Origin of the sequence: Pseudomonas sp. 14P_5.3_Bac1 (assembly GCF_025466135.1) — a bacterium.
GTDB lineage: Bacteria > Pseudomonadota > Gammaproteobacteria > Pseudomonadales > Pseudomonadaceae > Aquipseudomonas.
The window spans coordinates 332300-357189 of record NZ_JANLOF010000057.1; the positions used below are offsets into that span (position 1 = coordinate 332300).

A 24890-nucleotide genomic window follows, 5' to 3' on the forward strand; every position below is an offset into this window, starting at 1 on the left:
GCAGCCCTCCTGAACAGAGGAGATCCACTGTGGGAGCTGGCTTGCCTGCGATGAGGCGTGTCAGGCAGTCAATGTGCAGGCTGACACGCCGCTATCGCAGGCAAGCCAGCTCCCACATTTGGATCTCCACAGGGCAAGGCTTCAGCGTTGTTTCATGCGGTCGATAATCACCGCCAGCAACAGGATCGAACCGCGGATCACGTACTGGTAAAAGGTGTCGATGTTCTTCAGGTTCATCGCATTCTCGATGATCGCCAGAATCAACACCCCGGCAATCACATGCCGGATCATGCCGATGCCGCCGCTCAGCGAGACGCCGCCCAGCACACAGGCAGAAATCACCGTCAGCTCAAAGCCCTGCCCGATCATCGGCTGGCCGGAGGTCATGCGCGAGGCCAGAATCACCCCCGCCAACGCGCCGATCAAACCGTGCACGGCAAAGATGATGATCTTGGTGCGATCGACATTCACCCCGGCCAGCAACGCCGCTTCCTGGTTACCGCCGATGGCCATGGTGTTGCGCCCGTAGGTGGTGTAGTTGAGCAGCCAGCCGAAGAACACAAAGCACAGCACGGTGATGATGATCGGCACCGGCACGCCCATCAATTGGCCGTTGCCGAACACGAAAAAGCGTTCGTCCATCACGCCGACGGCCTTGCCGTTGGAGAAGATATAGGCCAGGCCGCGCACGATCTGCATGGTCGCCAACGTGGCGATCAACGCATTGATGCGCAGCTTGGCGATCACAATGCCGTTGATCAGCCCCACCACCAGGCCCATGGCCAACGCCGCCGACACGCCGAGCACCACGCTGTCGGTGTCACGAATCACAATCCCCGCCACGACGCCGGCGCAGGCAATCACCGAACCCACCGACAAGTCGAAGTGCCCCGACGCCAGGCAGAACAACATCGTGCACGCGGCGATGCCCACCGTGGAAATCGCCAGGCCCAGCCCGCGCATGTTCAGCGGCGAGAGGAAGTTGTCGATAAACAACGCGCTGAGCACAAAAATGCTCAACGCGGCGAGCAGCATCACCCAATCATCAAGAAACTTGCGCTGGTTAAAACCCGGCCAGAAGCTCTTTGCAGTTTTTATTTGCGACATCATTCACCTCGAATTCTTCAAGCCCGCGTACGCGGAAGTGCCAATTGCAATAGCTGTGCTTCGTCCGCCTGATCGCGGTTCAACTCGCCGGTCAGTACGCCTTCGCTCATCACCAGGATGCGGTCGGAGATGCCCATGACTTCCATCAAGTCGCTGGACACCACGATCACCGCGATGCCACTGGCAGCCAGGTTGTGGATGATCTGGTAGATCTCCGACTTGGCGCCGATGTCGATGCCGCGCGTCGGCTCATCGAGCAGCAGCACCTTCATCGGCATCGACAGCCAGCGGCCGAGAATGGCCTTCTGCTGGTTACCGCCGGACAGGTACATGATTTTCTGTTCGGCGTTCGGCGTTTTGACTTTCATCGCCTTGATTTGATGGTCGGCGTTGCCCTTCTCCCAGCCGTCACGCAAGAGCCAGCCAAACGTGGAATGGGCGCCGCGTGCGCTGATGTTGATGTTCTCGGCGACGCTGGACAGCGGGATGATGCCTTCCTTTTTACGGTCTTCCGGGCACAGCAGCACGCCCGCATTGATGGCATCACGCGGCGAGCGCAGGTGCAGGTTTTCACCAAAGAGCTGCAGCTGCCCGGCGGTGGAACGCGTCAATCCGCTCAGCAGCCGAAACAACTCGGTACGCCCCGCGCCAACCAACCCGAACAGGCCGAGAATCTCGCCTTTGTGCACCTCAAGGCTGACCGCTTCGCGCAAGCCCGGGCCCAGCAAGCCCTCGACCTTGAGCGCCACCTCGCCGCGCTCACGCGGGCGGTAGTCGTAGATGTCCTGAATATCCCGGCCGACCATGCACGTCACCAATTGGTCGTGGGTCAGCGTGGCCATGTCGTCAAAGGTGCGCACGAAGCGGCCGTCCTTGAACACCGTCACCGCATCGCAGATACGAAACACCTCTTCCATACGGTGCGACACGTAGAGCACCACTTTGCCCTCGTCACGCAGGCGCGTGATGATCGCCATCAAACGGTCGATCTCCCGCGCCGACAGACTGCTGGTGGGTTCGTCGAAGGCAATCACATGGGCGCCACGGGACAATGCCTTGGCGATTTCCACCAGCTGACGCTGGCCCAGCGACAACCGCCCAAGTTTTTCCTGCGGGTCGATCTCATCGGCCAGGCCTTTGAGACACGCCAGCGCCTGCTTGCGCAGCAGCCCGCCATTGACCACGCCGAAACGCGACGGCAAATGCCCGAGGAACAGGTTCTCAGCCACGGTCATTTCCGGCACCAGGTGCAGCTCCTGGTGGATCACCGCGACGCCGCTGGCAATGCTGTCGGCGGCAGACTTGAAGTCCATGGTCTGCTCGCCGATCTGCACCGTGCCGCTGCTCGGAATGTAGGCGCCGCCGAGGATTTTCAGCAGGGTCGATTTGCCCGCGCCGTTCTCGCCCATCAGCGCGTGCACCGAGTGCGGTCGCGCTTCAAAGCTGATCTGCGCCAAGGCTTTGACCCCGGGAAAATCCTTGCCGATGCCGTTGAACCGCAAGGCCGCGCCGGTCATTTCCACAGACCGATTTTGCTCAACTCTTCCTTGAAGTTGGCGCGGGTGATCAGGGTCACGTTGTCCAGGGCGGTGAACTTGGCCGGCTCAGTGCCTTTGGTCACCCACTCGAACATCGCCGTGGCGGTTTTGTAGCCGGAAGCGTCCGGGCTCAGCAGCATCGAGCCGTAGAAACCGGTGTCTGATTTCTTGAGCTCTTCGATGGCATCGGTGCCATTGATGCCCACACCAATCACATTGGCCGCCTTGAACCCGGCGCTTTCGGTGGCGCGCACGCCGCCGAGCACGGTGCTGTCGTTCATGCCGCCGATGATCAGATTTTTCGCGGTGCCCGGCAGTTTCACCAGTGCCGAGTTGGTCGAATCCATACTGCCCGGTACGTCGAGGGTTTTCTGTGCGCTGAACAGGATGTGATCGGCGGGCAAGCCGGCGGCCTTGAGGCCTTCTACCGAACCGTCGGTGCGCTTCTTGCCGGTTTCCAGCTCGTCAAAGGTGTTGATGACGGCGTAGGTTTCCTTCCAGTCCCAGTTGCGGTGCTTGGCTTCGGTGGCCATGGCTTCACCTTGTTTCTGGCCGATCTTGTAGGCGTCCAGGCCGACGTAAGGGACGTCTTCCATGGGCTTGCCTTTGGCGTCGACGAAACGGTCATCCACCGCCAGCACTTTCAAACCGTTGAGCTTGGCCTTGGCCATGATCGCCGGGCCCAGTGACACGTCCGGCGGGCAGATCACAAAGCCTTTGGCGCCGTTGGCGGCGAGGGTGTCGATGGCCGACAGGGTTTTCTCGCCATCGGGCACGGCGATCTTGATCACGGTGAAGCCCTGGTCCTTGCCGGCCTTTTCGGCGAAGGCCCATTCGGTCTGGAACCAGGGCTCTTCTGCCTGCTTGACCAAAAAGCCGATCTTTACCTCTTCGGCAGACACGAAGCCGCTGAAGGCTGCGGCGAGCGTCAGGGCGCCGAGTGTTTTCTTGAACATGAACCACCTCTTCTTGTTATCGAAAAATTTTAGTCGTGGTACATCACAGAACGCCCGCCATCGATCATCAGGCAGGTTGCGTTGATAAAGGGCGCCTCGTCAGTCGCCAGGAACAGCGCCGTCATCGCCACCTCCGCCGGCTGGCCGATGCGCTTGGGCGGGTGCAAATCGAAGGCACGCTGGCGCTCGGCATGCGGGTCGGGAAAACCGTTCCAGTAATCGACGTTGAGCTGGGTTTCGATATAGCCCGGCGCGATGGCATTCACACGGATGCCCTTGGGCGCGTACTCGATGCCGAGCGCGCGGGTCAGGCCGAGCAGGCCGTGCTTGGCGACCGGATAGGGAAAGCAGCCGGGGATGATGTGGCTGGAATGGGTGGAGGCGATGTTGATGATGTTGCCGATGCCCTGCTCAATCATGTGCGGCAGCACCGTACGGCAGCCGTACCAGGCGCCGTCGAGGTCGATGGCGAAGCAGCGGCGCCAGTCTTCGTCGGTCATTTCCAGTGGGTCGCGGAACACGTTGACGCCGGCGCAGTTGACCAACACATCCACACGGCCAAAGCGCTCGATGGCCAGGTTAACCAGCGACTGCCATTGCTCTTTGGACGTGATGTCGACGGCCTGCGCGACAATGTCGGCACCGCGTTCGCGCCAGTGGGCGGCGACGTTCTGGACTTTTTCACCTTGGATATCCGCGATCACCAGACGGGCCTGCTGGGCCTGGAAGCAAGCGACAATCGCCTCGCCAATGCCTTGAGCGGCGCCGGTGATGATCACCACTTTGTTTTTCAGCCGCTCGCCGTAGGTGGGTTCCGGCACGGCGGGTAATGACAAAGGTTGGGGCTGCATCGCTTCACCTGTTTTATTTTTGGTAGTGAGTGCTGATGCAGGCGACTATAAACCCATCTTTTGAAATATCTCAATATATAAATTTGCATCCCATATAGTGAAACAAAAGCTGAGAAGTGCGGGTGTGGGGTTGCTTGGGAATGCGGTGGGTCAGAGGTGAAGGGTTGGCCGGACGAGCGCCATCGCGGGCAAGCCCGGCTCCCACAATTGGGCTGAGGTGGATGCGGAATTTTGCTCTGTCGCTCATTAGTGGGGAGCTGGCTTGCCTGCGATGGCGGTGGGTCAGGTGGCTTGGTTGGTACAGATACACCGCCTTCGCGGGCAAGCCCGCTCCCACATTTGGATTGCGGGGGGTGCGGAGATTTTGGTCTGTCACCAATAAAGGTGGGAGCTGGCTTGCCTGCGATGGCGGTGGGTCAGGCGGCTTGGTTGATACAGATACACCGCCTTCGCGGGCAAGCCCGCTCCCACATTTGGGCTGCGGCGGGTGCTAGATTTCGGTCTGTCGCAGAGTAAGTGTGGGAGCTGGCTTGCCTGCGATGGCGGTGGGTCAGGCGGCTTGGTTGGTACAGATACACCGCCTTCGCGGGCAAGCCCGCTCCCACATTTGGGCTGCGGCGGGTGCGAGATTTCGGTCTGTCGCAGAGTAAGTGTGGGAGCTGGCTTGCCTGCGATGGCGGTGGGTCAGGCGGCTTGGTTGTTACTGATACACCGCCATCGCAGGCAAGCCCGCTCCCACATTTGATCTTTTGGGGTTACAGCGCGTTGGCTTCAGCCCTGGGCGAAATCGCGCAGTGCGTCGCCTTCCATGCGGTAACGCACCCATTCTTCCTGCGGTTGTGCGCCGATGGACTTGTAGAAGGCGATCGCTGGCTCGTTCCAGTCCAGCACGCTCCATTCGAAACGTCCGCAGCCGTTGTCGCAGGCGATCTTCGCCAGGTGGCGCAGCAATTTCTTGCCCGCCCCGCCGCCGCGCTGTTCGGGGTTGATGTAGAGGTCTTCGAGGTACAGGCAATTGCTGCCCAGCCATGTGGAATAGCTGAAAAAGAACACCGCAAAGCCAATCGGCAGGCCGTCCCGCGAGCAGATCAGGCCGTGGGCGGTGGCGCCCTCGCTGAACAGGCTGCGCTCGATATCCGCCACACTGGCGATCACTTCATGCCGGGCCTTTTCGTACTCGGCAAGCTCGGTGATGAAGGTCAGGATCTGCGCAGCATCGCTGGGCACGGCAGGGCGAATCTCGATGGTCATGGGCGGGCCTTGGGCAATTTTAAAGCCCACATACTAAGGCGCTTTCATGACTGATTGCAGCGCATTTTCGTGCAGGCCAGGGAGGCTTACTCCAGCGGGTGCTAAAGCAAGCACCACCAAGCACAGAACAATCGGTCGCAGCGTGCGTGGTAAAAGTTGGCCACAACTCCAACTATTCCAAGGCTTACCCCATGCACGCCACTGCACCCGAAAAAAAGCAAGGCGCGACGCTCTTCGCCCTGTTCTGCCTGGCCAGCTTCCTGTTGTCGCTGTCGTACGGCTCGACGTTTCTGCTGTCACTGCTGATCCATTCACGCGGTGGCAACGAGCATGATGCGGGCAGTGTGATCTCCACGGCGATGCTCAGTACCTTTGTGGCCGTAGTGTTTTCCGGGCACCTGGCCGATGCGGTCGGGGCCGCGCGGGCTATTGCGGGAATGGGCGTATTGCTGGTTGTGGCCTGCCTGGGTTTCGCCCTGACGCCGGGGTTCGGCCAAGGCTTAATGGTGTTCGGACTGGCCCTTGGTTTGGGCTGGGGCGTGTTCTACACCCTGGGCCCGATCATCGTGAGCTTGCTGGTGGAGCCCCAGCAGCGAGCCAAATACTTTGCCCTGCTGTCGGGCAGCATGTTGAGCGGGATCGGCTCCGGCCCGTTGCTCGGCCGAGCCGCCAGTGCGCTGGACCTGCCGCTGACAACGGCCTTCTATATTGCCGGGCTGGCCAGCTTTGCCGGGGTGCTGATGTTCTGGCGCATGGGCGCCCGCCTCAAACAGCACGCAAATGTGCCGGCCTCGAGGATTTCCTGGGCCGCCAGCCGTCGCGTGCTGTCATCCAAGGCCGGGTTTGCAATCCTCATGGTCGGCCTGGGAGGGTGTGTGTTCGGCGGGCTTTCGTCATTTCAAACCAGCTATGCGGCCGCGCATGGCCTGGACTACTCGCTGTTCTTCGCCGGGTTCCTGAGCGCTGCGATCACCAGCCGTCTGTTGATCGCAGGCCACGTGGTCAAACGTGATGCCTACCGGGCGGCGTGTGTGTTGTCGGGGATCATGCTCGGGTCGATCGTGCTGTTTGCGGTGGGCGTGAGCGGCAATTTCAGCTACTTGCTGGCCGCCGCCACGCTGGGAGTGGGTTACGGCCTGACGTATTCGGTGATCAACGGGCTGGTGGCCAACGAAGCACCGCCCGGCACCACGTCCCAGGCATTGCTGCTGTTCAGCCTGGCGTACTTTGTCGGCGTGTTCGGGTTTCCCTGGCTGGCGGGCAGGATCATCGTCGATTACGGCCTGCCGACATTGATGGCAATTGTCATGGGCGTGGCGTCGTTGAATTGGCTGATCACGGTGGCGCGGCTGGTGTGGCGCAAAGCTTCTGCACACAAAATCTTACAGGTGAGCTAAGACCGTTCGTCGCCATCAAGGCACGAACCGCCAGCGGGGGCTGACCAATAAAGGGTAAGGACATTAATCATATGGAGACACCCCCATGAAGAATTCCAAGTTTGCCGCCCTCGCCCTCACCGGCCTGCTGTCTGCCGCATCGCTGAACGCCTTTGCCGCCACTTCCTCGACTGGCAAGACCGACCCGGTCGGCAGCCCGCCAAGCCCGGCCACCCAGGAATCCCAGGATTCGATGGGCACCGGCCTGGACACCAATGGCGGCGCGATCATCGACAACGGCGCTGGCGCTGACCCTCGCACCAAGGGTAACGACACCCAACGCCAGGCACCGGCTGCAGTCGGCAACGGCAAAATGGGCCCCGGCATCAGCAATGAGCCGAAGGTCAATAAAGGCGACGACTCGAACATCCCTGGCGCCCCAAAACAACCTGCGCCTTGAAGCATCCATAACGACACCGACACCCGATCATTCCCAGTGAAGAGGTACGCATGAACGTCGATAGAAACCTTGAAAAAGAAGTCCTCACCCGCCTGCTGCACGCCCACCCGAACGGTCTGGGCAAGGAGGTGCTGGATAACTACCGCGGTGGGAAGGAGGTTGCCAGTGTCTTGGCGTTCCTGCAGGACCGCGGATTTATCAAGGATGGGCATGTGATCACCGACGACGCCGGTGAATACTCGTTGAACCTGCCGATCAAGCTGACCGCGTCAGGCGTTGACGAGGCGCGCAAGCTGGAAGGCGAAAGCACCCAGTAATCCATTTTGTCTGGTCTGGCCCTGACAACAGGGCCAGTTGGAGTATCGCAATGCCTCTTGGAAGCAAAGCTAAATACACCGCCGCACAGAAGCGCAAAGCTGCCCGTATCGAACACAGTTACGAGCACAAAGGCGTGCCCAAGGAAGAAGCCGAAGCCCGCGCGTGGGCCACCGTCAACAAGCAGTCCGGCGGCGGCGACAAAGCCGGCGGTTCGGGCCAGTGCAAAGCGCCGCAGAAAAAAGCCGAGGCACGCAGTGATTCGGCCAAGCGAGCTGCCGCCAGCCGCGAGGGTCACCCTCGCACCGGTCGCACTTCGCTGGCGACGCAGACCAAGGAAAGCTTGCTGAAAGAAGCGCGGGCGAAGGATATTCCGGGCAGGTCGAGCATGCGCAAGGATGAGCTGATCGAAGCGCTGCGCAAGGCTGGCTGACGCCGGCCTTGCCGACACAACAAACGCAATGTGGGAGCCAGCTCCCACATTGTGTTTTGTGTTGCACATTCAGGGTCAGCGGTGAGCCGATACCAGCAGCATCATGGGGCGCTCTTGTTCTTCGGCCAATGCTGGCCGAGCAATGAGGTCCGCTTCGCTTGGCCCCCACTCCTGCACGTGACTGAGCGTGAACCCCGCCTGAATCATCAGAGTGAGCAACGTGCCCAGCGTACGGTGCTGCTTGATCACGCCTTCGGCCAACCAGTGAGTCACCCGCGGCCCTTCCAATTGATAGCCATCCACCGGCCAGCTTTTGCGGCCTTGATCATCGACCAGCCACCCCGGGTTGCGGGGTGCCATGAAGATCGGGTGCTCGATGGAAAACACCAGTCGGCCGCCAGGCACAAGAGCGTGGTGAATACGCTCGAACAGCCCCTTCAGATCGACGATGTAATGAAAGGCCAGCGAGCTGTAGGCCAGATCGAACGAGGCAGCAGGCAGGTCGAGCTGTTCCAGGTCGGCGATGGCATAGGTGATAGTCGCCGCAGAGGTCATCTGTTTGGCCCGCGCCAGCATCTTCTGCGACACGTCCAAGCCCAGCACATGAGCCGCGCCCTGCTCCTGCGCCCAGCGGCTGAACCAGCCATAGCCACAGCCCAGGTCCACCACTTTCAAGCCAGCCATCGGCGGCAACATTGCCTGTAAGGCAGGCCACTCCGGCGCGCCAGCCAGGCCTTCGACCGAGCGGCCCATTTTGCTGTAGCCCTCGAAGAAGGCTGGCGTGTCGTAGATGTTCTGGGTCATGGCGTCGCTCCGTGCTGAGTGGCGCCTATTCTGCCAACAACGCATCCACTTCGGCAGCCCCAGGTGAGGTTGCCGGCCCCCAGCGCGTGACCGCCAGCGCTGCGGCCGCATTGGCGCGGCGTGCCGCATCAGCCGGTTTCAAGCCCTTGGCCAACCCCGCAAGAAACACACCGGCATGCGCATCGCCGGCGCCGTTACTGTCCACGGCGGTCACCTTGAAGCCGGGCACATGCCTGGCCTCGCCTTGAAGGCTGACCCAGCACCCGTTCGGCCCGTCGCGCACCACCAGCAACGCATCGGCAGGCAAGTGCCGTTCAAGTTCGAGCAATGCCTCGGCCAGGGTATCGGCGCCGGTAAACGCCAGGGCTTCCGGGCCGTTGCTGGTCCAGATGTCGATGCGCGGCAGCAAGGCCACCATCAGCGCCGAGTCCGGCGCCTTGACCAGCGGCCCCGGGTCGAACACCACCGTGATGTCACGCGCCAGCGCCAGCAGCCAATCAAGCAATGCCTGGGCCTTGCCCTCGAGCAACAGGCTGTAGCCGCTGACGTACACGTAATCGTCCGCGCGCGGCACGACGTTCGCCAGGTCCTCGGCGCTCAAATCCCCTTCAGCGCCGATATGCGAAATGAAGGTACGTTCGGTGGTGGCTTCGGTCAGCGACACGCATAAGCCGGTGTCCTTGCCGTCGCTGGTCGCCTGGGCCATCTCTACGCCCTCGGCTTGCATGGCCGCGCGCGCCAGGTCGCCGAAACGGCCGTTGCCATGGCGACCGAGGTAAACCACCGGCAGACCATTGCGTCGGGCGGCGGCCATCACGTTGAAACCGCCGCCGGCTTCGAAGCTGGCAGAGCGCGCCAGCACATCGCCGCCAGTTGCAGGCAAGGTGTCGAGGGCCATGACCAGGTCGACGATGACCTGGCCGGTGTGCAGCAATCTAGACATTGGGGCTCTCTACTAAAGCCGGACGACGGTCAGCTGCGCCGCCCAGTACTGCGTAAATTCCGCCGGCCACCAGGAAGGTGACGATCCAGCCCAGCCCGTTGTGACCCAGCCATGAGTCGGACAGCGGGCCGGCGAACCAGATGTTTTCGGCCGTGGTGCCGATGGTGGTGAAGCTGAAGCCCAGCACGATGGCCACGGCCCAGGCGCCGAATGCACGCCATTCCACGCCGCCGCGATACCAATAGGCACTGCTTGGGCTCACGTCCAGCAAGTCTTTGGGGCTGTAGTAGTGGCGATGAAGCAAGTCGACCACGAAGATCCCGACCCACGCCGTAATCGGCACCGCCAGCAGCGAGATGAACGTGATGAACGGGCCGTAGAAACTGTCGGCAATCAGCATGAAGTAGATCGAACCGGCGAAGATCGCGACGATGTCGACGATCACCGCGTGCACGCGCTTGACCTTTAAGCCAAGGGTCAAGGTGGTCAGGCCCGCCGAGTACACCGACAGGTTGTTGGACAGCAGCAGGCCGCCAAACGCGGTGATCAGGTACGGCACGGCCATCCAGGTGGGCAGCATGTCGCGGATCGCGATGATCGGGTCAGTGGCCGAGGCCAAATCGTTGTTGCCCACCGACAGCAAGCCGCCGAGGGTGATCAGCAACACCAGCGGAATCCCCGCACCAAACGCGGCGGAGGCCACCAGGCGCACGGCCTTGACGCTGCGGTGCTGGTAGCGCGACATGTCGGCGCCGGCATTGGCCCAGCCGATACCGGTGCCGGCAGCCATGGTGCCGACGCCGATGATCATCGCGCTCAGCGGCGCCGGCGTGGCGTTGAACACCGCGCTCCAGTCGATGGTGGCGCAGAGGAAGCCGCCTACCAGGATGTTCAAGGCGCCAAATACGTAGGTCGCCCACTTCTGGATCACCAGCAAGGTCGCGTGGCCCAGACCGGAGACGGACAGGGTCAGCAGCACGAAGATGGCGATGAAGATCAGTGTCAGCACGGGCGCGCTTTTGGCTTCGACCGGCGAGTGGAACAGGATCGAACACAACGACAGCAACACGAACGCCGCCGTGGTGGTGTTGACGGTTTCCCAGCCCAGTCGCGACATCAGCGACACAAGGGTCGGGCCGATATTGCCGCGCACGCCGAAGATCGCGCGGGACAGCGTCAGGCTCGGTGCACGCCCGCGGCGGCCGGCAATCGAGATGATGCCCACCACGGCGAACGAGCCGGCGGCGCCGAGGATTGCGACAATGATCGCCTGCCAGATCGCCAGGCCACGGAACGCCACGAGGGTTGCGCCCAGCGGCAAACCGAGAATGCTGATGTTGGCCGCGAACCACACCCAGAACAGTTGCAGCGGATGACCGTTGCACTCGCCTTCAGGGACCGGTTCGATACCGCGTGTTTCCAATTGCCCGGCACTTTGGCCGGAAGAAGTGCTGCTCATGAGGGGTGCTCCTGGTGCCTGTATTGTTGTGGTTGTGGCAGATACTCAAGGTGAATCGACTCTCGGTCTTCCTGACTCTGCGAGTTCAATGCCTGCGGCGCTTAGCGAATTTGCAGCAGCCCCTGCACCAGCGGCTGCAAGTCCAGGCCATTGACCTGCTTGACCTGTTCAATCATCACGGGCGGCCAGCACTGCATGCCCAGGCACGCGCCCAACATCGCGCCGAGCATCGCGGCGATGGTGTCGGTGTCGCCGCCAAGGCTGGCGGCCAGGCACACGGCTTCAAAAGCATTCATCGCGCCCACCGCCACTTGCTGCGCGAGGGCAAACGACACCACCACCGATTCCTGGGAGGCGACAGAGGTGCCAATCAGTTCGTAAAGCAGGTCGGCAAACAGGGCTTTGTCGCCGCTGCCGACGCTCAAGGTCCGCGCCCAGCTGATGCGCGTGGAAATACGCCCACCGGCAATCCAGTGACCATGGTTTTCCGCCTGCTGGGCGATCTGCGTGCCGATGTTGAGCGCTTCGCCCAGGTCCACGCCGTTGATACCGGCTGAGACCACCGCTGCAACAGCGGCCGCGCTGGAGATGCCCAACGTGGTGTTGTGGGTGACCTGGCAGGCCTGGATCACCGCCTGGATGAACGGTGCCGGGTCGCTGACATCGGCGGCGATCCCCACCGGCGTGATCCGCATGGCGGCGCCGTTGGTGGTGCCATAGCGCCCGGACTCTTCCGGGGTGTGGCCGGCGAGGATCATGTCGATGGCGCGCTTGGTCGATGGCCCGAGCAAATCCTGGGAGCCCTTGGCGCGCATCGCCGCTTCCCAGTCGATCAAGCGCTGGGCGAGCACGGTCGGTTCGATCTTGCCGTGGCCTTCAACCAGCAACTCGCCGACCAGGATCGCCTGCTCAGTGTCATCGGTGATCGAACCGGCCGGCATGTTTGGCGCAATGGGTTGGTCGGCGTCGGCGTCTTCCAAACCCGTGATGGCACCGAAGCGCTGTTGCACCTGCTCGCGGCTCAAGGACTGGGTGGGCATGCCCAATGCGTCGCCCAAAGCCAAGCCGTAGAAGGCGCCGAGGGCGCGGTTTTGCGGGGTCATTTTGACGCTCCAAACTGCAGGTGCAGGCGAAAGTGCAGAGGGTCGAGCAAACTTTCGACGTACTCCATGAAGCGCTCGCGGCGGTCGTAGGTGGTGCGCGAAGCCTTGAGAAACACCGTGCCAGCGGGGCGGCCAAGCAGCTCGGCGTCTTCGTCGCTAAGGGGCTCGGCGCCGATCCATTGGTCACCTTCGGCGCCGACGTAGCCGTAGGCGGCCAGGGTGATGGTCAGGGAATTGTCGATCAGGCCGACGCGGGGCAGGCCTTCCAGGCCACCGGAGGCGGGCATCAGCGAGCGCTCCAGCGATACAGCCGTGCCATCGGTGGTACGCCGGCGACGGTCGAGGGCGATGAATTGGTCGCTGCCGAAACGGCTGAGCAGGTCGGGGCGGGTCACGGCTTCCAGGCGCAGCACATCGGTGGTGACCAGCGCCCCCGTGTCCGCCAGGGCCTGGGCCCAGCCGCTGTGTTGGTCGAGCACCATGCCGTCAAACGTGACGATGGAGCCGACGCCGCTCTGGGTCGCGATGTAGTTGCGGCGTTTGAGCTCGGCCAGGGCTTCGCGCAACGTGCCACGGCTGACCGCAAACTCTTCGGCCAACTGGTGCTCGCCTGGCAGCAGGAAACCGTCGGCCATCACCCCCGCCTCGATACGGCGGATGAGCTCGTCGACGACGCGTTTTTTCTTATCAAATCGGACATGTCTAATCATGTACAAATTGATAACCGATAGCGCCCGACGACAGCAAGCGAATTATTTCAGGAAGGTGAAAAAGCCGGCCTCAGGGCTCCAGGCCAATGCGGAAAAACTCCCCGGCGCTCCATACGCCAAGCCAGTTCTGACCGTTGATCGGACGGCTGACCGCCAACTCGACCAGTTGGTAGAAAACATTGCGATGCACGAGGGCTTCGAGGTTGGTGCGCACACGCAAATAGGGCGCGGGCTCCTGGGTGATGGGGTCGATTTCGACGCGCAGCGGGTGTTCGAGGCTGGCCTCGACGTGCTCGTCGACATTGGTAGTGAAGTGCAGCACCTGGCTTTCGCCCTGCCCTTGCACCTCAAGGGTTATCGCCACGAACGGTGCGTCATCGACGGTGATGCCGACCTTCTCTACCGGCGTCACCAGAAAATAATCATCACCGTCGCGGCGAATGATGTTGGAGAACAACTTGACCATCGGCTTGCGCCCGATCGGCGTGCCCTGGTAGAACCAGGTGCCATCGCGGGCGATGCGCATGTCGATGTTGCCGCAGAAATCCGGATTCCACAGGTGCACCGGTGCCGGCCCCTTGCCCTTGGGCAATTGAGCCAACAGGTCATTGGCCTTGGCGGAATCGGACATGCAGTTCTCCTTGAGTTTTTTACTGATCTCCCATGCCCAGCAGGCCGCGGGCGTACTGCGCCAGGGGGCGGGCAATCAGATCTTCTGGCTTGTTGTCGTGGAACGTCAGTAAACCGCCACGACTGCGAATACGTGCAGTATCAATCAAATACTGGGTGCTGGTCTCGATCAACATGATCTGGATGACGCCGCTGTCCAGCCCGACGCGGTCCAGCGCCTGTTGGTCCGTCCATTCATCGGCATTGCCGATGCGGTCATCGGCTGCAGCGAAGCGGCAATACAACAGGTAATGCGCACCCGCCCCACGGGCTTCGGCCATCGCCTGCTCCAGGCCTTCGGGCTTGCGCGCGCGGCGCACCATCGGGAAGTATTCGACAAAGCCGTTGAAGGCTTCTTCGGCCACCACGTTGGGTCGCGGATAAGCGCTGCCCGGCGGCACAAACGCACCTTGGGCGATAAAGACAAAAGAGTCCGGCTGTATGCGAATAGACGCAGTGCGGCGGGTATCACTGTGGTCCAGCAAGCCGGCGTCGCTCATCTGATAGCGGGTGCCTTCGGCCATATCGCTGACGGTCATGCAACCACTCAGCGTCAACGACGCCAGCAACAAAACCAGACTACGCATCCTAATCCTCCAGAAGCCGGTGACGGAAAACCGGCGAATGGGCGTGAGATGCAGAATCCGCGCCATCCGGCAGCGCCGCAAATGAAATGTGGGAGGAGCGTGCGTGGGCTAGCCGCCGATGATCTTCATGATGGTGGCACCGCCGGAGAAGGCCACTTCCTGTTTGTCGCCCAGGGCCTTCATCAGCAGCCCTTGCAAGGCTGGCAGCGCCTGATGGCGCGGCAGGTCGAGCAGGTCGCCGACGTAGTGCCGATTGCTCGACGACAGGCAACCGTGCAGCCAGCCGGTAGACGACAAACGCAGACGCGAACACGTCCGGCAAAACGGCACGCTTTCATTGGCGATGACACCAAAGAAGCCCTGGCCCGGCACTTCGTAGCGCACTGCGGTGGCGTCTACCGGCGCGTTGGCTTGCAGGTATTCGTGGTGTTCACCGATCAGGCTGAGCAGTTGCTGCAGGCTGACGAATTGCTGCAGGAACGCGTTGGAATCCTTGGCCAGATGGCCCATGCGCATCAGTTCGATAAAGCGCAGCTCGTAGCCACGCTCAAGGCAGTAGTCGAGCAGCGGCATGACCTGGTCCAGGTTCTGCCCGCGCAACGGCACCATGTTCACTTTGATCTTGATCCCCGCGGCGCGGGCCTGGTCCATGCCATCAAGCACGGTGGCCAAGTCGCCGCCGCGGGCGATGCTACGGAAGGCGTCGGCGTCCAGGGTGTCGAGTGAAACGTTGATGCGGCGAATGCCGGCATCCACCAGCAGCGGCAGTTTGCGCGCGAGCAATTGGCCGTTGGTGGTCAGGCTGATATCACTGAGGCCCATTCCGCCGACCGCGCTCATGAAGGCTTCCAGCTTGGGGCTGACCAACGGTTCGCCGCCCGTGATACGCAGTCGGTCGATGCCCGCCGCTTCAATCAGGTACGCCACCCCACGGGCCATAGCCTCGGCCGAGAGTTCGTCCTGGGCAGCCACCAGCCGCTTGCCGTTAGGCACGCAGTAGGTACACGCGTAGTTGCAGGCTGAGGTCAGGCTGATTCGCAAGTTGCGAAATCGCCTGCCTTGACGATCAACGATCATGGATCACTCCGGCAGAGGATGATTCGGGCGCGCTAAAAGCTGACCTATAAATCAACTTTTAGCAAGGTCCTTGCCTGAGTATATTCCTGGGGTACTGCAACTGGCAGTAAATCATTGCGCCATCACTGTCGGGAATAGCTCAAGCAGCGGGGGTTTCACCGCTCTTGGGCTCAGCGCCCGGCAGTTCAGCGCTGTGCTTGCGTTTGTTGCCCATGCGCACGCCGATGTCCATCAGGAACTGGAAGAAACCTTCCTGATCTTCCAGCACGTTGCTCCAGAACGGCGAGTGGTACAGCGCCACGGCGCCGTGCACCAACGCCCAGGCGGCGCAGTAGTGGAAATAAGGCGGCACATCTTCAAGCTTGCCTTCGCTGATGCGACCTTTGATCAGCAGGGTCAGGCGCTCAAAGTTCGAGGCGCGAATCTTGTGCAGCTCCTCGACCATTTCCGGGACCTGATTGCCCTTGACCACTTTCTCTTCCAGGCGATCAAACAGGCGGTAGCGCTGCGGATCACGCATGCGGAACTCGAAATAGGCGCGGGACAAGGCTTCTTTGTCTTTATCGACATCGGCCGAGTGCAGCAGCTCGTTCAAGTCGCGCTCGTAGTCGAGCATCAGGCGCAGGTAGATCTCGGCCTTTGACTTGAAGTGCTTGTAGATCGTGCCTTTGCCGATACCCACGGCATCCGCAATCATCTCGACGGTGACGCTGTCTTCACCTTGTTCGAGGAACAGCTTGAGTGCAGTGTCGAGAATTTCCTGCTCACGGCGGCGAAACTCACGGACCTTACGGGGTTCTTTTTGCATGAGGGAGAAGTCTGCAGAGGTCAAAGTGGGAGGGTTGCGCAGGGCCATTGATACGTGGCGATACGATTTACCCAGTGCGAGGGATTATCCCGACTGAACAGTCGTTGGGCAACGCCTATGTGAACCCGTTATGCACTTAACTTTCAGCACGCCAACGTTTTCGCCGTTATCAGTCAGAAACAATACGCGGTAATGACACCCGTGCACCTGCGCAATGAGAACTCAAGCGAAGCGCGCGTATTCCAAATCTGTTTAAAAAACGATCAGATGCGACTGGACTGAATGGGATCCTGATCAATACTTGAACTGTCGGCGTGGCATCTCCCCCAAGTGACGCGTCGACCTGGGTACCGACGGACTGTGTACCCTTGTTTACTCCTAATGGTCTTAGCCCGGATTCACCCCCCAGAACCCGGGTTTTTTTTGCCTGCAATTTGGCCCTATCAGCCGCCGACGTGGGCCAGTGGGAACAGGCGCTTGAAGTTTTCGGTGGTCTGCTCGGCGAAGCGTTCGTACGACTCACCCCGCAGCATTGCCAGGTAATCCGCTACATCGCGCACGTATTCCGGCAGGTTCGGCTTGCCGCGATGGGGGATGGGCGCCAGGTAGGGCGAATCGGTTTCCACCAGCAGGCGGTCGGCCGGCACCTGGCGCGCCACATCACGCAGGGCATCGGCGTTGCGGAAGGTGACGATGCCCGACAGGGAAATGTAGAAGCCCAGGTCCAGTGCGGCCTTGGCCATGTCCCAGTCTTCGGTGAAGCAATGCAGCACGCCGGCCTGGGGCAACGCGGCCTCGCGCAGCAGCGTCAGGGTGTCTGCGCGGGCGCCACGGGTGTGAACGATCACCGGTTTGCCGGTTTGCTGGGCGGCCTGCAGGTGCAGGCGGAAGGACGCCTGCTGCAACTCAGCGGCCTCGGGCTCGTAGTGGTAATCCAGGCCGGTTTCGCCAATCGCCACCACGCGTGGGTGATTGAGTTCGCCCAGGAGCCAATCGAGGGCGGGGGCTTCGCCGGGCTTGAGGTCCAGCGGGTGAATGCCCACCGAACAATCGACATCGGCATAACGATCAGCCAGCGCTTTGACGTCGGCGGCATTTTCAGCGCTGACACCAATGCACAGGAAGTGCCCTACTCCACGCTGGCGCGCAGCTTCAAGGGCAGCATCGAGGGAGCCACCATGTTGGGCAAGGTCGAGGCGATCAAGGTGGCAATGGGAATCTACGAGCATAGGAATGTACAACTTGAGTCACGGAAAGTGTCTGGCCGACGATACACCGTCGGCCGCGGAAATTAACGCCGGCCGAGCAAGCCGACCCACTGCACCAGCAATGCTTCGAGTAACAGCACGCGGTTGAGGTTGGCTTTGCCGAGCACCTTCTGGCGCTGGGCCAGAATCCAGTCCTGGATATTCAGCACCTTGTCCTGCGCGCTTTTCTGCGCCAGGTACTGCACCACTTTGCGCATGTCCGGCAGGCCCAGGCCGGTTTCATCCTGGGTCAACTGGTAGCGCAGGATGAGGCTCGACCAGTCACAGAACCAGTCGAACAGCAGCAATAACGGAATATCCTTCCACGCGCTTTCGGCCAGTTGCGTCGCGGACAGCTCCTGCTTGAGCAGCTTCTTCACGCCATCGACCACCAGCGCACGTTGTTCACGCACACCCTGGGCGTGCAGCTTCACGGCCGCCAAGGGGGAACCTGTGGCCAGGGTCAGCAACTCGACGCGTTCGTCTTCGCCGCACTCGGGCAGCGCCTGCGCCAGCCACTGCAGGCTCATCGCTTCGCTCGGCAATGGGCAGGCCTGCTGCACGCAACGACTGCGAATGGTCGGCAACAGGCGGCTGGACTGGTGACTCACCAGCAGAAGCACCGTATCGCCCGACGGCTCTTCCAGGCTTTTTAGCAAGGCGTTGGCGGCGTTGATGTTCATCGCCTCCACCGGCTCGATCAGCACCACTTTGCGCCCGCCCATCTGCGCGGTCTGCACCACGAAGCTGACGAGGTCACGCACCTGGTCGACCTTGATCGCCTTGTCGGCTTCCTCGGGCTCCAGCAGGTAGTTGTCGGGGTGGCTGCCGGCCTTGAGCAGCAGGCATGATTTGCACTCACCGCAAGCCTCCAGATTGACCGGGCGCTGGCATAACAGGCTGGCCATCAAGCGCTCGGCCAACGCACGCTTGCCGATACCCGCTGGCCCATGCAGCAAATACGCATGCGCATGCTGGGCACGCCCGGCCAGTTGCTGCCAGAGGCTGTCCTGCCACGGATAGGCCTCAGCCACGAGCGCGCTCCAGCAGCGTCGGCACCAGGGCGTCGATGGCGTGCTGTACCTGCGCCAGCGGCTGGGCCGCGTCCAGCAGGTGGTAGCGCGCGGGCTCCGCCTTGGCGCGTTGCAGGAACGCACTGCGCACCGCATCGAAAAACACCTGGCCTTCCAGTTCGAAGCGGTCCAGGCGACCCCGGGCACTGGCGCGGGCCATCCCCACTTCCACCGGCAGGTCGAACAGCAGGGTCAGGTCTGGACGCAAATCGCCCTGGACGAAAGTTTCCAACGTGGCGATACGCGCCAGGCACAAGCCGCGCCCGCCGCCCTGGTAGGCGTAGGTCGAATCGGTAAAACGGTCGCAAATCACCACCGCGCCACGCGCAAGAGCTGGGCGAATCACCTCGGCCAGGTGCTGAGCGCGTGCAGCAAACACCAGCAGCAGCTCGGTGTCCGCGTTCATCGGTTCCTCACCCGGGGCCAGCAATACTTCACGGATGCGCTCGGCGAGCGGCGTGCCGCCGGGTTCGCGGGTCAATACCACCTCGATGCCCTCCGCGCGCAGGCGTTCGGCCAGATAATCGCGGTTGGTGCTTTTGCCGGCGCCTTCCGGGCCTTCCAGAGTAATAAACAAGCCAGTCACAGGCAGTCCTTAGTCAGAGTCATTGCGGGCTTTGCGGCGCGGCGGTATCCGGCGCAGCCTCGACGGGCTTTTCAACCGGCGCTTCGGTCGGTGCTTCGGTCGGTGCTTCGGCAGGAGGCGCCGCGTCTTCCGCCGGTTTCACCGCCGGCGCAGGGCTGGAACGGTAATCGGCACGGCGCTTGAGCTGAAACTCGCGCACGGCGGCATTATGCGCATCCAGGTCATCGGAGAAAATATGGCTGCCATCGCCACGGGCGACGAAATACAGGCTGCTGCCCGGCACCGGGTTCAACGCAGCATGAATCGCCTCGCGGCCGACCATCGCGATCGGCGTCGGCGGCAGGCCGGCGATCATGTAGGTGTTGTAAGGGTTGGCTTCTTTGAGATGCGCGCGGGTCAACTTGCCGTTGTAGCGCTCGCCCAGGCCGTAGATCACTGTCGGGTCGGTCTGCAGCAACATGCCGATCTTCATGCGCCGCACGAACACGCCGGCGATTTGCCCGCGCTCTTCCGGCACACCGGTCTCTTTCTCGACCAGGGAGGCCATGATCAGCGCTTGGTAAGGGTCGGTGTAGGGCGCATCGGCGGCGCGTTTGCTCCACTCCTGGGCAAGTACATCATCCAGACGGTTGTAGGCTTTTTTGAGGAATTCGACGTCGGTCATGCCGCGCACGAAGCGGTAAGTGTCAGGAAAGAACCGCCCTTCAGGGAACACGCCGGGGTGACCAAGCTTGTCCATCACTTCACTGTCACTGAGGCCCGACAGGGTTTGCACGATCTTTTCATGCTTGGCGAGGGCCGACCGCACCTGACGGAAGTTCCAGCCTTCGACCAGCGTCAGGCTGTATTGCACCACTTCGCCGCGCTGCCACAGGCCAATCAAGCCTTCGGCGGTAAGGCCTGGGGTCATGCGGTATTCGCCGCTGTGCAGCGGCTGGCCGTCGAGGTTGAAGCGCCAGTACAGACGCAACCAGAAAGCATCATCCAGCACGCCTTCGGCTTCGAGGCGATTGAAGGTGCCCGTCGGGGTCGACCCGGCAGGCACATCAAGCAATTGTTCCTGGGTCAGATTCAGGGGCTGCTTCAAGGCAGAATCGAGCTTCCAGGCCGAGAAGCCCAGCAGCAAGCCTGCCGAGACCAGGCCGATCTGCAGCAGTAAAACCAGTTTTCGTATCAACTCAAATATCCAATAGCGCGCGAACAATGCCCTGCAGTTTACGGGTGAGCGGCCCAACCGACCAGCTCATCGCAGCGCAACTGCGCACCGGCCAAATGCCATAAACACTGTTGCACACGAAGACTTCATCGGCCTGCTGTAACTGCTCAACGCTGATGTCGGCCACGGCCAGCGGGATACCCAGTGCATGCGCCTGGGCGAGAATCTCGGCGCGCATGACCCCGGCAACGCCACAACGATTCAGATCAGCGGTCAGTAACACGCCATTGCGAACCAGGAACAGGTTGCTGAACACGCCCTCGATAACGCGACCAGACATATCCAGCATTAAACCTTCGGCATGCTCGGCATCCTGCCACTCGGCGCGGGCGATCACTTGTTCCAGGCGATTAAGGTGCTTGAGACCGGCGAGCAACGGCTGCTCGGCCAAACGGGTGGCGCACGCAAACAGGCGGATGCCGTCGGTTGCGTGAGCGTGGGGATAGGTCGCGGGCGGATTGCCCTGCAAGATACGGCGCACCGGGGCGCCGGAGTTGATGCCATAACCGCGCTGGCTGTCGCCGCGGGTGAGGATCAACTTAAGCACTGCGTCGCCAAGAGCGGCGGCGTAAGCCAAGACTTCGTTGCGGATCAGTGCGTGATCCGTGATCAACGCAAGGCGCCGGCAGCCCTCCTCAAGGCGTTGCAGGTGGCGGTCGAGCAGCACGGGCTGCCCGGCCTTGACGGCGATGGTTTCAAACAGCCCATCACCGTACGCCAGGCCGCGATCTTTCAGGGGCACGCTGTCCGCTGGCTGACCGTCGACCCAGCTGTGCATCACTCGGCGAACCGGCGGAACACCAGGGAGCCGTTGGTGCCACCAAACCCGAAGGAGTTGGATATCACCACGTCGATTGGCATCGGCTGGGCTTCGTGGGGGACGAAGTTCAGGTCGCAACCTTCGTCCGGCTCATCAAGGTTGATGGTCGGCGGAGCGACCTGATCCTTGATGGCCATTACGCTGAAGATCGCCTCGACCGCGCCTGCCGCACCCAACAGGTGGCCGGTCATGGACTTGGTGGAGCTGACCGCCAGCTTGTAAGCGTGCTCGCCAAACACCGACTTGATGGCCTCGGCTTCCGCCAGGTCGCCGGTCGGGGTCGAGGTGCCGTGGGCGTTGATGTACTGCACCTGGTCGGGATTCACCTTCGCATCGCGCAACGCATTGGTGATGCAGCGCGCAGCGCCGGCACCGTCGGACGGTGGCGACGTCATGTGATAGGCATCGCCGCTCATGCCAAAGCCGATCAGCTCGGCGTAGATGGTGGCGCCACGCGCCTTGGCGTGCTCCAACTCTTCGAGTACCAGGGCACCGGCGCCGTCAGACAGTACAAAACCGTCACGGCCCTTGTCCCACGGACGGCTGGCACGGGTCGGTTCGTCATTGCGCGTCGACAGCGCACGGGACGCGCCGAAGCCGCCCATGCCCAGGCCGCAGGCGGCCATCTCGGCGCCACCGGCGATCATCACGTCCGCCTCGTCATAGGCGATGTTGCGCGCCGCCATGCCGATGCAGTGAGTGCCCGTGGTGCACGCCGTAGCAATGGCGTAGTTAGGCCCCTGCGCACCCAAGTGGATGGACAGGAAACCGGAAATCATATTGATGATCGAGCCCGGTACGAAGAACGGTGAAATTCGACGGGGGCCGGAATCGTGCAGCGTGCGGCTGGTTTCTTCGATATTGGTCAAACCGCCAATACCCGAACCCATGGCCACGCCGATGCGGTCACGGTTGGCGTCGGTGACTTCCAGGCCGGCATTACGCACCGCCTGAAAACCGGCTGCCAGGCCGTACTGAATGAACAGGTCGAGTTTGCGGGACTCTTTGATCGAGAGATATTCCTCGACATTAAAGCCCTTTACCGAGCCGCCAAAACGGGTGGAATAGGCAGAAAGGTCCGTGTGCTCGATCAGACCGATACCACTGTGGCCAGCCAGAATGCCCTGCCAACTGCTTGGCACATCCGTACCCAGTGGCGACAACATACCCATACCGGTGACTACGACGCGTCTACGCGACACAGCACTCTCCTTTTTTCTTGATGGCGACACTTCGCTTCAGCACGCATTTTATCAGCGCTGAAGTTTCATCAGAGCTAAAGAAAAAACCGCACGCCGTTACAGCAGTGCGGTTTTTCCCTAACAGCAAGCGACGACTACAAACTATTACGCCTGGTGGGCAGTAACGTAGTCGATAGCAGCTTGAACAGTAGTGATTTTTTCAGCTTCTTCGTCCGGGATTTCGGTCTCGAATTCCTCTTCCAGAGCCATCACCAGCTCAACGGTGTCAAGGGAATCGGCACCCAGGTCTTCTACGAAGGAAGCGCTGTTGGTCACTTCTTCTTCTTTAACGCCCAGTTGCTCGGCGACGATTTTCTTGACGCGTTCTTCGATGGTGCTCATACCTTGTTTAACTCCTAATGGACAAATTCAGGCAGCTGGCCAGTGGGTAAGTGTATAGAAAGCCATTTCAGCTTTTCAACTGAAAGCTTCACCCTGTACCCGGTCGGCCACCAGCCTATAAATTAAGTTGCAGCTTTATAACGGATTTTAGACAGCTCGTATGACATTTTTTTGAAGCGATCCGTCACAATTTAACTCATGTACATCCCGCCGTTCACCGGGATTGTAGCCCCAGTCACGTATGCCGCACCGTCGGATGCCAGGAAAGTGACCACATTTGCGATCTCTTGAGCCTGGCCCAGACGGCCCAGCGGAATCTGCGTCAGCAACGCTTCACGCTGTGCTTCCGGCAGTTCGCGGGTCATATCGGTGTCGATGAACCCTGGGGCCACCGAGTTGACCGTAATCGACCGCGAACCGACTTCACGCGCCAATGCACGGCTGAAACCTTCCAGACCGGCTTTGGCCGCCGCGTAGTTTACTTGGCCTGCGTTGCCCATGGCACCCACTACGGAGCCAATATTGATAATTCGGCCCCAACGCGCCTTGGTCATGCCACGCAAAACGCCCTTGGACAGGCGAAACAGACTGTTCAAGTTGGTATCGACCACGTCGTACCACTCGTCGTCTTTCATGCGCATCATCAGGTTATCGCGGGTGATACCGGCGTTGTTCACCAGAATAGCCGGTGCGCCAAATTGTGCAGTGATTTGCGCCAGCACAGCGGCAACCGACTCATCGCTGGTCACGTTCAGCTCAAGGCCCGTGCCCTGAACGCCGTTTTCCTTCAAGGTGGCGGCGATACGCTCGGCACCCGAGGCGGATGTCGCGGTGCCGATGACTACGGCGCCCTGACGGCCCAGTTCCAGGGCGATCGCCTGGCCAATGCCACGGCTCGCGCCGGTAACCAGTGCAACTTTACCTTGCAGACTCATGCAGGCTTCTCCTAAGTTCGGGGATCAGGGATTCAGGCCAGTGCCGCGCGGGCGGCAGCGAAGGCATCCGGGGTATTGAGGTTGGCAGTCGAGACGCCGTCGGCGCAGCGCTTGTTCAGGCCAGCCAGGACCTTGCCCGGGCCACACTCGACAAGCTCGGTGGCACCCTTGGCCGCCAGGGTCTGGACCGACTCAACCCAGCGCACAGGCTTGTAGAGTTGCTCCAGCAGGTCGCGCTTGAGGGTCTCGAGGTCGGCGGCAACGGCCGCGCTGACGTTCTGCACCAGCGGAATCTGCGGCGCCTGCCAGTTGATGGCGGCGATGGACTCGGCAAACCGCTCGGCAGCCGGGCGCATCAGCTCACAGTGGGACGGCACGCTGACCGGCAATGGCAAGGCGCGCTTGGCGCCACGAGCCTTGCAACCTTCGATGGCACGTTCAACGGCGGCCTTGGCGCCGGCAATTACCACCTGGCCAGGCGAGTTGAAGTTCACCGCGCTGACCACTTCGCCTTGGGCCGCTTCGGCGCAGGCTTCGATCACCACGGCGTCGTCCAGACCCAGGATAGCGGCCATGCCGCCCTGCCCGGCCGGAACGGCTTCTTGCATCAGTTGACCACGACGCTCGACCAACTTGACGGCTTCAGCCAGGGTCAGGCTGCCCGCCGCCACCAGGGCGCTGTATTCGCCCAGGCTGTGACCGGCCACGTAAGCCGGGCGCGCGCCACCTTCAGCCAGCCACAGGCGCCACAGCGCGATCGACGCGGTGAGGATGGCCGGCTGGGTTTTATCGGTTTGATTGAGTTGTTCTTCCGGCCCTTGCTGGGTCAGCGCCCACAGGTCGTAACCCAGGGCGTCGGAAGCTTCCTTGAAGGTGTCCAGGATCAACGGATGTTGCGCGCCCAACTCGGCCAACATGCCGAGGGACTGCGAACCCTGCCCTGGAAAGACGAATGCGAGGGATGTAGACATGTAACAAGCCCC

27 protein-coding genes are annotated in these 24890 nt (G+C 61.6%); 4 read left to right on the plus strand and 23 right to left on the minus strand.

Going from position 1 to position 24890, the window contains the following annotated elements:
• Positions 1-141: 141 nt before the first annotated feature.
• The 5 genes from araH to NTD89_RS15490 all read right to left on the minus strand — a co-directional run bounded on the left by araH (position 142) and on the right by NTD89_RS15490 (position 5703).
• Positions 142-1107 (minus strand): L-arabinose ABC transporter permease AraH, encoded by a 966-nt coding sequence (gene araH / locus NTD89_RS15470; protein WP_106576704.1) that lies wholly within the window; start codon positions 1105-1107, stop codon positions 142-144.
• Positions 1108-1124: 17 nt separating this feature from the next.
• On the minus strand, positions 1125-2624 hold the full coding sequence (araG, locus tag NTD89_RS15475; protein ID WP_262208505.1) for an L-arabinose ABC transporter ATP-binding protein AraG: 1500 nt from the start codon (positions 2622-2624) through the stop codon (positions 1125-1127).
• On the minus strand, positions 2621-3601 hold the full coding sequence (locus NTD89_RS15480; RefSeq protein ID WP_242196091.1) for a substrate-binding domain-containing protein: 981 nt from the start codon (positions 3599-3601) through the stop codon (positions 2621-2623). Before NTD89_RS15480 ends, araG begins: the two co-directional genes overlap by 4 nt.
• A gap of 29 nt (positions 3602-3630) precedes the next feature.
• A complete protein-coding gene (locus NTD89_RS15485; protein WP_262208507.1) occupies positions 3631-4452 on the minus strand; it encodes an SDR family oxidoreductase in 822 nt (273 codons plus the stop codon).
• Between the two features lie 771 nt (positions 4453-5223).
• A complete protein-coding gene (locus NTD89_RS15490) occupies positions 5224-5703 on the minus strand; it encodes a GNAT family N-acetyltransferase (RefSeq protein WP_119742815.1) in 480 nt (159 codons plus the stop codon).
• Between the two features lie 191 nt (positions 5704-5894).
• Between NTD89_RS15490 and NTD89_RS15495 the strand changes: the two genes are divergently transcribed.
• The 4 genes from NTD89_RS15495 to NTD89_RS15510 all read left to right on the plus strand — a co-directional run bounded on the left by NTD89_RS15495 (position 5895) and on the right by NTD89_RS15510 (position 8287).
• Positions 5895-7100: an MFS transporter gene (locus NTD89_RS15495; RefSeq protein WP_262208509.1), complete on the plus strand. Its 1206-nt coding sequence runs from the start codon at positions 5895-5897 to the stop codon at positions 7098-7100.
• 85 nt (positions 7101-7185) lie between these two features.
• A complete protein-coding gene (locus NTD89_RS15500) occupies positions 7186-7539 on the plus strand; it encodes a hypothetical protein (protein ID WP_145159255.1) in 354 nt (117 codons plus the stop codon).
• A 50-nt stretch (positions 7540-7589) separates the two neighbouring features.
• Positions 7590-7856, plus strand: a complete 267-nt coding sequence (locus tag NTD89_RS15505) for a hypothetical protein (RefSeq protein WP_262208511.1) — start codon at positions 7590-7592, stop codon at positions 7854-7856.
• A 50-nt stretch (positions 7857-7906) separates the two neighbouring features.
• On the plus strand, positions 7907-8287 hold the full coding sequence (locus NTD89_RS15510) for a Rho termination factor N-terminal domain-containing protein (protein ID WP_262208512.1): 381 nt from the start codon (positions 7907-7909) through the stop codon (positions 8285-8287).
• 75 nt (positions 8288-8362) lie between these two features.
• On the opposite strand, the gene NTD89_RS15515 is transcribed toward NTD89_RS15510, so the two are convergent.
• The 18 genes from NTD89_RS15515 to fabD form a co-directional block, all read right to left on the minus strand.
• Positions 8363-9091 carry a class I SAM-dependent methyltransferase gene (locus tag NTD89_RS15515; RefSeq protein ID WP_262208513.1) on the minus strand — a complete coding sequence of 243 codons (729 nt, stop codon included), beginning with the start codon at positions 9089-9091 and terminating at the stop codon, positions 8363-8365.
• A 25-nt stretch (positions 9092-9116) separates the two neighbouring features.
• Positions 9117-10034 carry a PfkB family carbohydrate kinase gene (locus NTD89_RS15520; RefSeq protein WP_262208514.1) on the minus strand — a complete coding sequence of 306 codons (918 nt, stop codon included), beginning with the start codon at positions 10032-10034 and terminating at the stop codon, positions 9117-9119.
• Complete coding sequence (locus tag NTD89_RS15525; RefSeq protein WP_145159265.1) at positions 10027-11493, minus strand: purine-cytosine permease family protein; 1467 nt, start codon at positions 11491-11493, stop codon at positions 10027-10029. Before NTD89_RS15525 ends, NTD89_RS15520 begins: the two co-directional genes overlap by 8 nt.
• A 101-nt stretch (positions 11494-11594) precedes the next feature.
• On the minus strand, positions 11595-12596 hold the full coding sequence (locus tag NTD89_RS15530) for an ADP-ribosylglycohydrolase family protein (RefSeq protein ID WP_262208515.1): 1002 nt from the start codon (positions 12594-12596) through the stop codon (positions 11595-11597).
• Complete coding sequence (locus NTD89_RS15535; RefSeq protein ID WP_145159269.1) at positions 12593-13306, minus strand: GntR family transcriptional regulator; 714 nt, start codon at positions 13304-13306, stop codon at positions 12593-12595. Before NTD89_RS15535 ends, NTD89_RS15530 begins: the two co-directional genes overlap by 4 nt.
• A 70-nt stretch (positions 13307-13376) precedes the next feature.
• Entirely contained in the window at positions 13377-13937 is a 561-nt protein-coding gene (locus NTD89_RS15540) for a DUF1285 domain-containing protein (RefSeq protein WP_262208516.1), read from the minus strand.
• A gap of 19 nt (positions 13938-13956) precedes the next feature.
• Entirely contained in the window at positions 13957-14562 is a 606-nt protein-coding gene (locus NTD89_RS15545) for a DUF4823 domain-containing protein (RefSeq protein ID WP_106576165.1), read from the minus strand.
• A gap of 108 nt (positions 14563-14670) precedes the next feature.
• Positions 14671-15639, minus strand: a complete 969-nt coding sequence (locus NTD89_RS15550) for a GTP 3',8-cyclase MoaA (RefSeq protein ID WP_145159273.1) — start codon at positions 15637-15639, stop codon at positions 14671-14673.
• Positions 15640-15778: 139 nt separating this feature from the next.
• The gene (locus NTD89_RS15555; protein WP_106576163.1) at positions 15779-16447 is read right to left on the minus strand and encodes a TetR/AcrR family transcriptional regulator; all 669 of its coding nucleotides are present in this window, start codon (positions 16445-16447) and stop codon (positions 15779-15781) included.
• A 443-nt stretch (positions 16448-16890) separates the two neighbouring features.
• Complete coding sequence (locus NTD89_RS15560; RefSeq protein WP_145159275.1) at positions 16891-17676, minus strand: TatD family hydrolase; 786 nt, start codon at positions 17674-17676, stop codon at positions 16891-16893.
• Between the two features lie 62 nt (positions 17677-17738).
• Positions 17739-18728: a DNA polymerase III subunit delta' gene (locus tag NTD89_RS15565; RefSeq protein ID WP_262208517.1), complete on the minus strand. Its 990-nt coding sequence runs from the start codon at positions 18726-18728 to the stop codon at positions 17739-17741.
• Positions 18721-19353, minus strand: coding sequence for a dTMP kinase (tmk, locus tag NTD89_RS15570; RefSeq protein WP_262208518.1), 633 nt, complete (start codon positions 19351-19353; stop codon positions 18721-18723). Before tmk ends, NTD89_RS15565 begins: the two co-directional genes overlap by 8 nt.
• A gap of 19 nt (positions 19354-19372) precedes the next feature.
• Positions 19373-20530 carry an endolytic transglycosylase MltG gene (gene mltG / locus NTD89_RS15575; RefSeq protein WP_262208519.1) on the minus strand — a complete coding sequence of 386 codons (1158 nt, stop codon included), beginning with the start codon at positions 20528-20530 and terminating at the stop codon, positions 19373-19375.
• A 1-nt stretch (position 20531) separates the two neighbouring features.
• Positions 20532-21347 carry an aminodeoxychorismate lyase gene (gene pabC, locus NTD89_RS15580; RefSeq protein WP_262208520.1) on the minus strand — a complete coding sequence of 272 codons (816 nt, stop codon included), beginning with the start codon at positions 21345-21347 and terminating at the stop codon, positions 20532-20534.
• Positions 21347-22591 carry a beta-ketoacyl-ACP synthase II gene (fabF, locus tag NTD89_RS15585; protein WP_145159285.1) on the minus strand — a complete coding sequence of 415 codons (1245 nt, stop codon included), beginning with the start codon at positions 22589-22591 and terminating at the stop codon, positions 21347-21349. Before fabF ends, pabC begins: the two co-directional genes overlap by 1 nt.
• A 144-nt stretch (positions 22592-22735) precedes the next feature.
• Positions 22736-22972, minus strand: coding sequence for an acyl carrier protein (acpP, locus tag NTD89_RS15590; RefSeq protein WP_016973676.1), 237 nt, complete (start codon positions 22970-22972; stop codon positions 22736-22738).
• A gap of 191 nt (positions 22973-23163) precedes the next feature.
• Positions 23164-23907, minus strand: coding sequence for a 3-oxoacyl-ACP reductase FabG (gene fabG, locus NTD89_RS15595; RefSeq protein WP_010566560.1), 744 nt, complete (start codon positions 23905-23907; stop codon positions 23164-23166).
• Positions 23908-23939: 32 nt separating this feature from the next.
• Complete coding sequence (gene fabD, locus NTD89_RS15600) at positions 23940-24878, minus strand: ACP S-malonyltransferase (RefSeq protein WP_262208521.1); 939 nt, start codon at positions 24876-24878, stop codon at positions 23940-23942.
• Positions 24879-24890 lie beyond the last annotated feature (12 nt).

Bases quoted from the DNA above. Each gene is read 5' to 3' on its own strand.
- araH (WP_106576704.1), bottom strand. From the start codon at position 1,107: ATGTCGCAAATAAAAACTGCAAAGAGCTTCTGGCCGGGTTTTAACCAG.
- araG (WP_262208505.1), bottom strand. From the start codon at position 2,624: ATGACCGGCGCGGCCTTGCGGTTCAACGGCATCGGCAAGGATTTTCCC.
- NTD89_RS15480 (WP_242196091.1), bottom strand. From the start codon at position 3,601: ATGTTCAAGAAAACACTCGGCGCCCTGACGCTCGCCGCAGCCTTCAGC.
- NTD89_RS15485 (WP_262208507.1), bottom strand. From the start codon at position 4,452: ATGCAGCCCCAACCTTTGTCATTACCCGCCGTGCCGGAACCCACCTAC.
- NTD89_RS15490 (WP_119742815.1), bottom strand. From the start codon at position 5,703: ATGACCATCGAGATTCGCCCTGCCGTGCCCAGCGATGCTGCGCAGATC.
- NTD89_RS15495 (WP_262208509.1), top strand. From the start codon at position 5,895: ATGCACGCCACTGCACCCGAAAAAAAGCAAGGCGCGACGCTCTTCGCC.
- NTD89_RS15500 (WP_145159255.1), top strand. From the start codon at position 7,186: ATGAAGAATTCCAAGTTTGCCGCCCTCGCCCTCACCGGCCTGCTGTCT.
- NTD89_RS15505 (WP_262208511.1), top strand. From the start codon at position 7,590: ATGAACGTCGATAGAAACCTTGAAAAAGAAGTCCTCACCCGCCTGCTG.
- NTD89_RS15510 (WP_262208512.1), top strand. From the start codon at position 7,907: ATGCCTCTTGGAAGCAAAGCTAAATACACCGCCGCACAGAAGCGCAAA.
- NTD89_RS15515 (WP_262208513.1), bottom strand. From the start codon at position 9,091: ATGACCCAGAACATCTACGACACGCCAGCCTTCTTCGAGGGCTACAGC.
- NTD89_RS15520 (WP_262208514.1), bottom strand. From the start codon at position 10,034: ATGTCTAGATTGCTGCACACCGGCCAGGTCATCGTCGACCTGGTCATG.
- NTD89_RS15525 (WP_145159265.1), bottom strand. From the start codon at position 11,493: ATGAGCAGCACTTCTTCCGGCCAAAGTGCCGGGCAATTGGAAACACGC.
- NTD89_RS15530 (WP_262208515.1), bottom strand. From the start codon at position 12,596: ATGACCCCGCAAAACCGCGCCCTCGGCGCCTTCTACGGCTTGGCTTTG.
- NTD89_RS15535 (WP_145159269.1), bottom strand. From the start codon at position 13,306: ATGATTAGACATGTCCGATTTGATAAGAAAAAACGCGTCGTCGACGAG.
- NTD89_RS15540 (WP_262208516.1), bottom strand. From the start codon at position 13,937: ATGTCCGATTCCGCCAAGGCCAATGACCTGTTGGCTCAATTGCCCAAG.
- NTD89_RS15545 (WP_106576165.1), bottom strand. From the start codon at position 14,562: ATGCGTAGTCTGGTTTTGTTGCTGGCGTCGTTGACGCTGAGTGGTTGC.
- NTD89_RS15550 (WP_145159273.1), bottom strand. From the start codon at position 15,639: ATGATCGTTGATCGTCAAGGCAGGCGATTTCGCAACTTGCGAATCAGC.
- NTD89_RS15555 (WP_106576163.1), bottom strand. From the start codon at position 16,447: ATGCAAAAAGAACCCCGTAAGGTCCGTGAGTTTCGCCGCCGTGAGCAG.
- NTD89_RS15560 (WP_145159275.1), bottom strand. From the start codon at position 17,676: ATGCTCGTAGATTCCCATTGCCACCTTGATCGCCTCGACCTTGCCCAA.
- pabC (WP_262208520.1), bottom strand. From the start codon at position 21,347: ATGCACAGCTGGGTCGACGGTCAGCCAGCGGACAGCGTGCCCCTGAAA.
- acpP (WP_016973676.1), bottom strand. From the start codon at position 22,972: ATGAGCACCATCGAAGAACGCGTCAAGAAAATCGTCGCCGAGCAACTG.
- fabG (WP_010566560.1), bottom strand. From the start codon at position 23,907: ATGAGTCTGCAAGGTAAAGTTGCACTGGTTACCGGCGCGAGCCGTGGC.
- fabD (WP_262208521.1), bottom strand. From the start codon at position 24,878: ATGTCTACATCCCTCGCATTCGTCTTTCCAGGGCAGGGTTCGCAGTCC.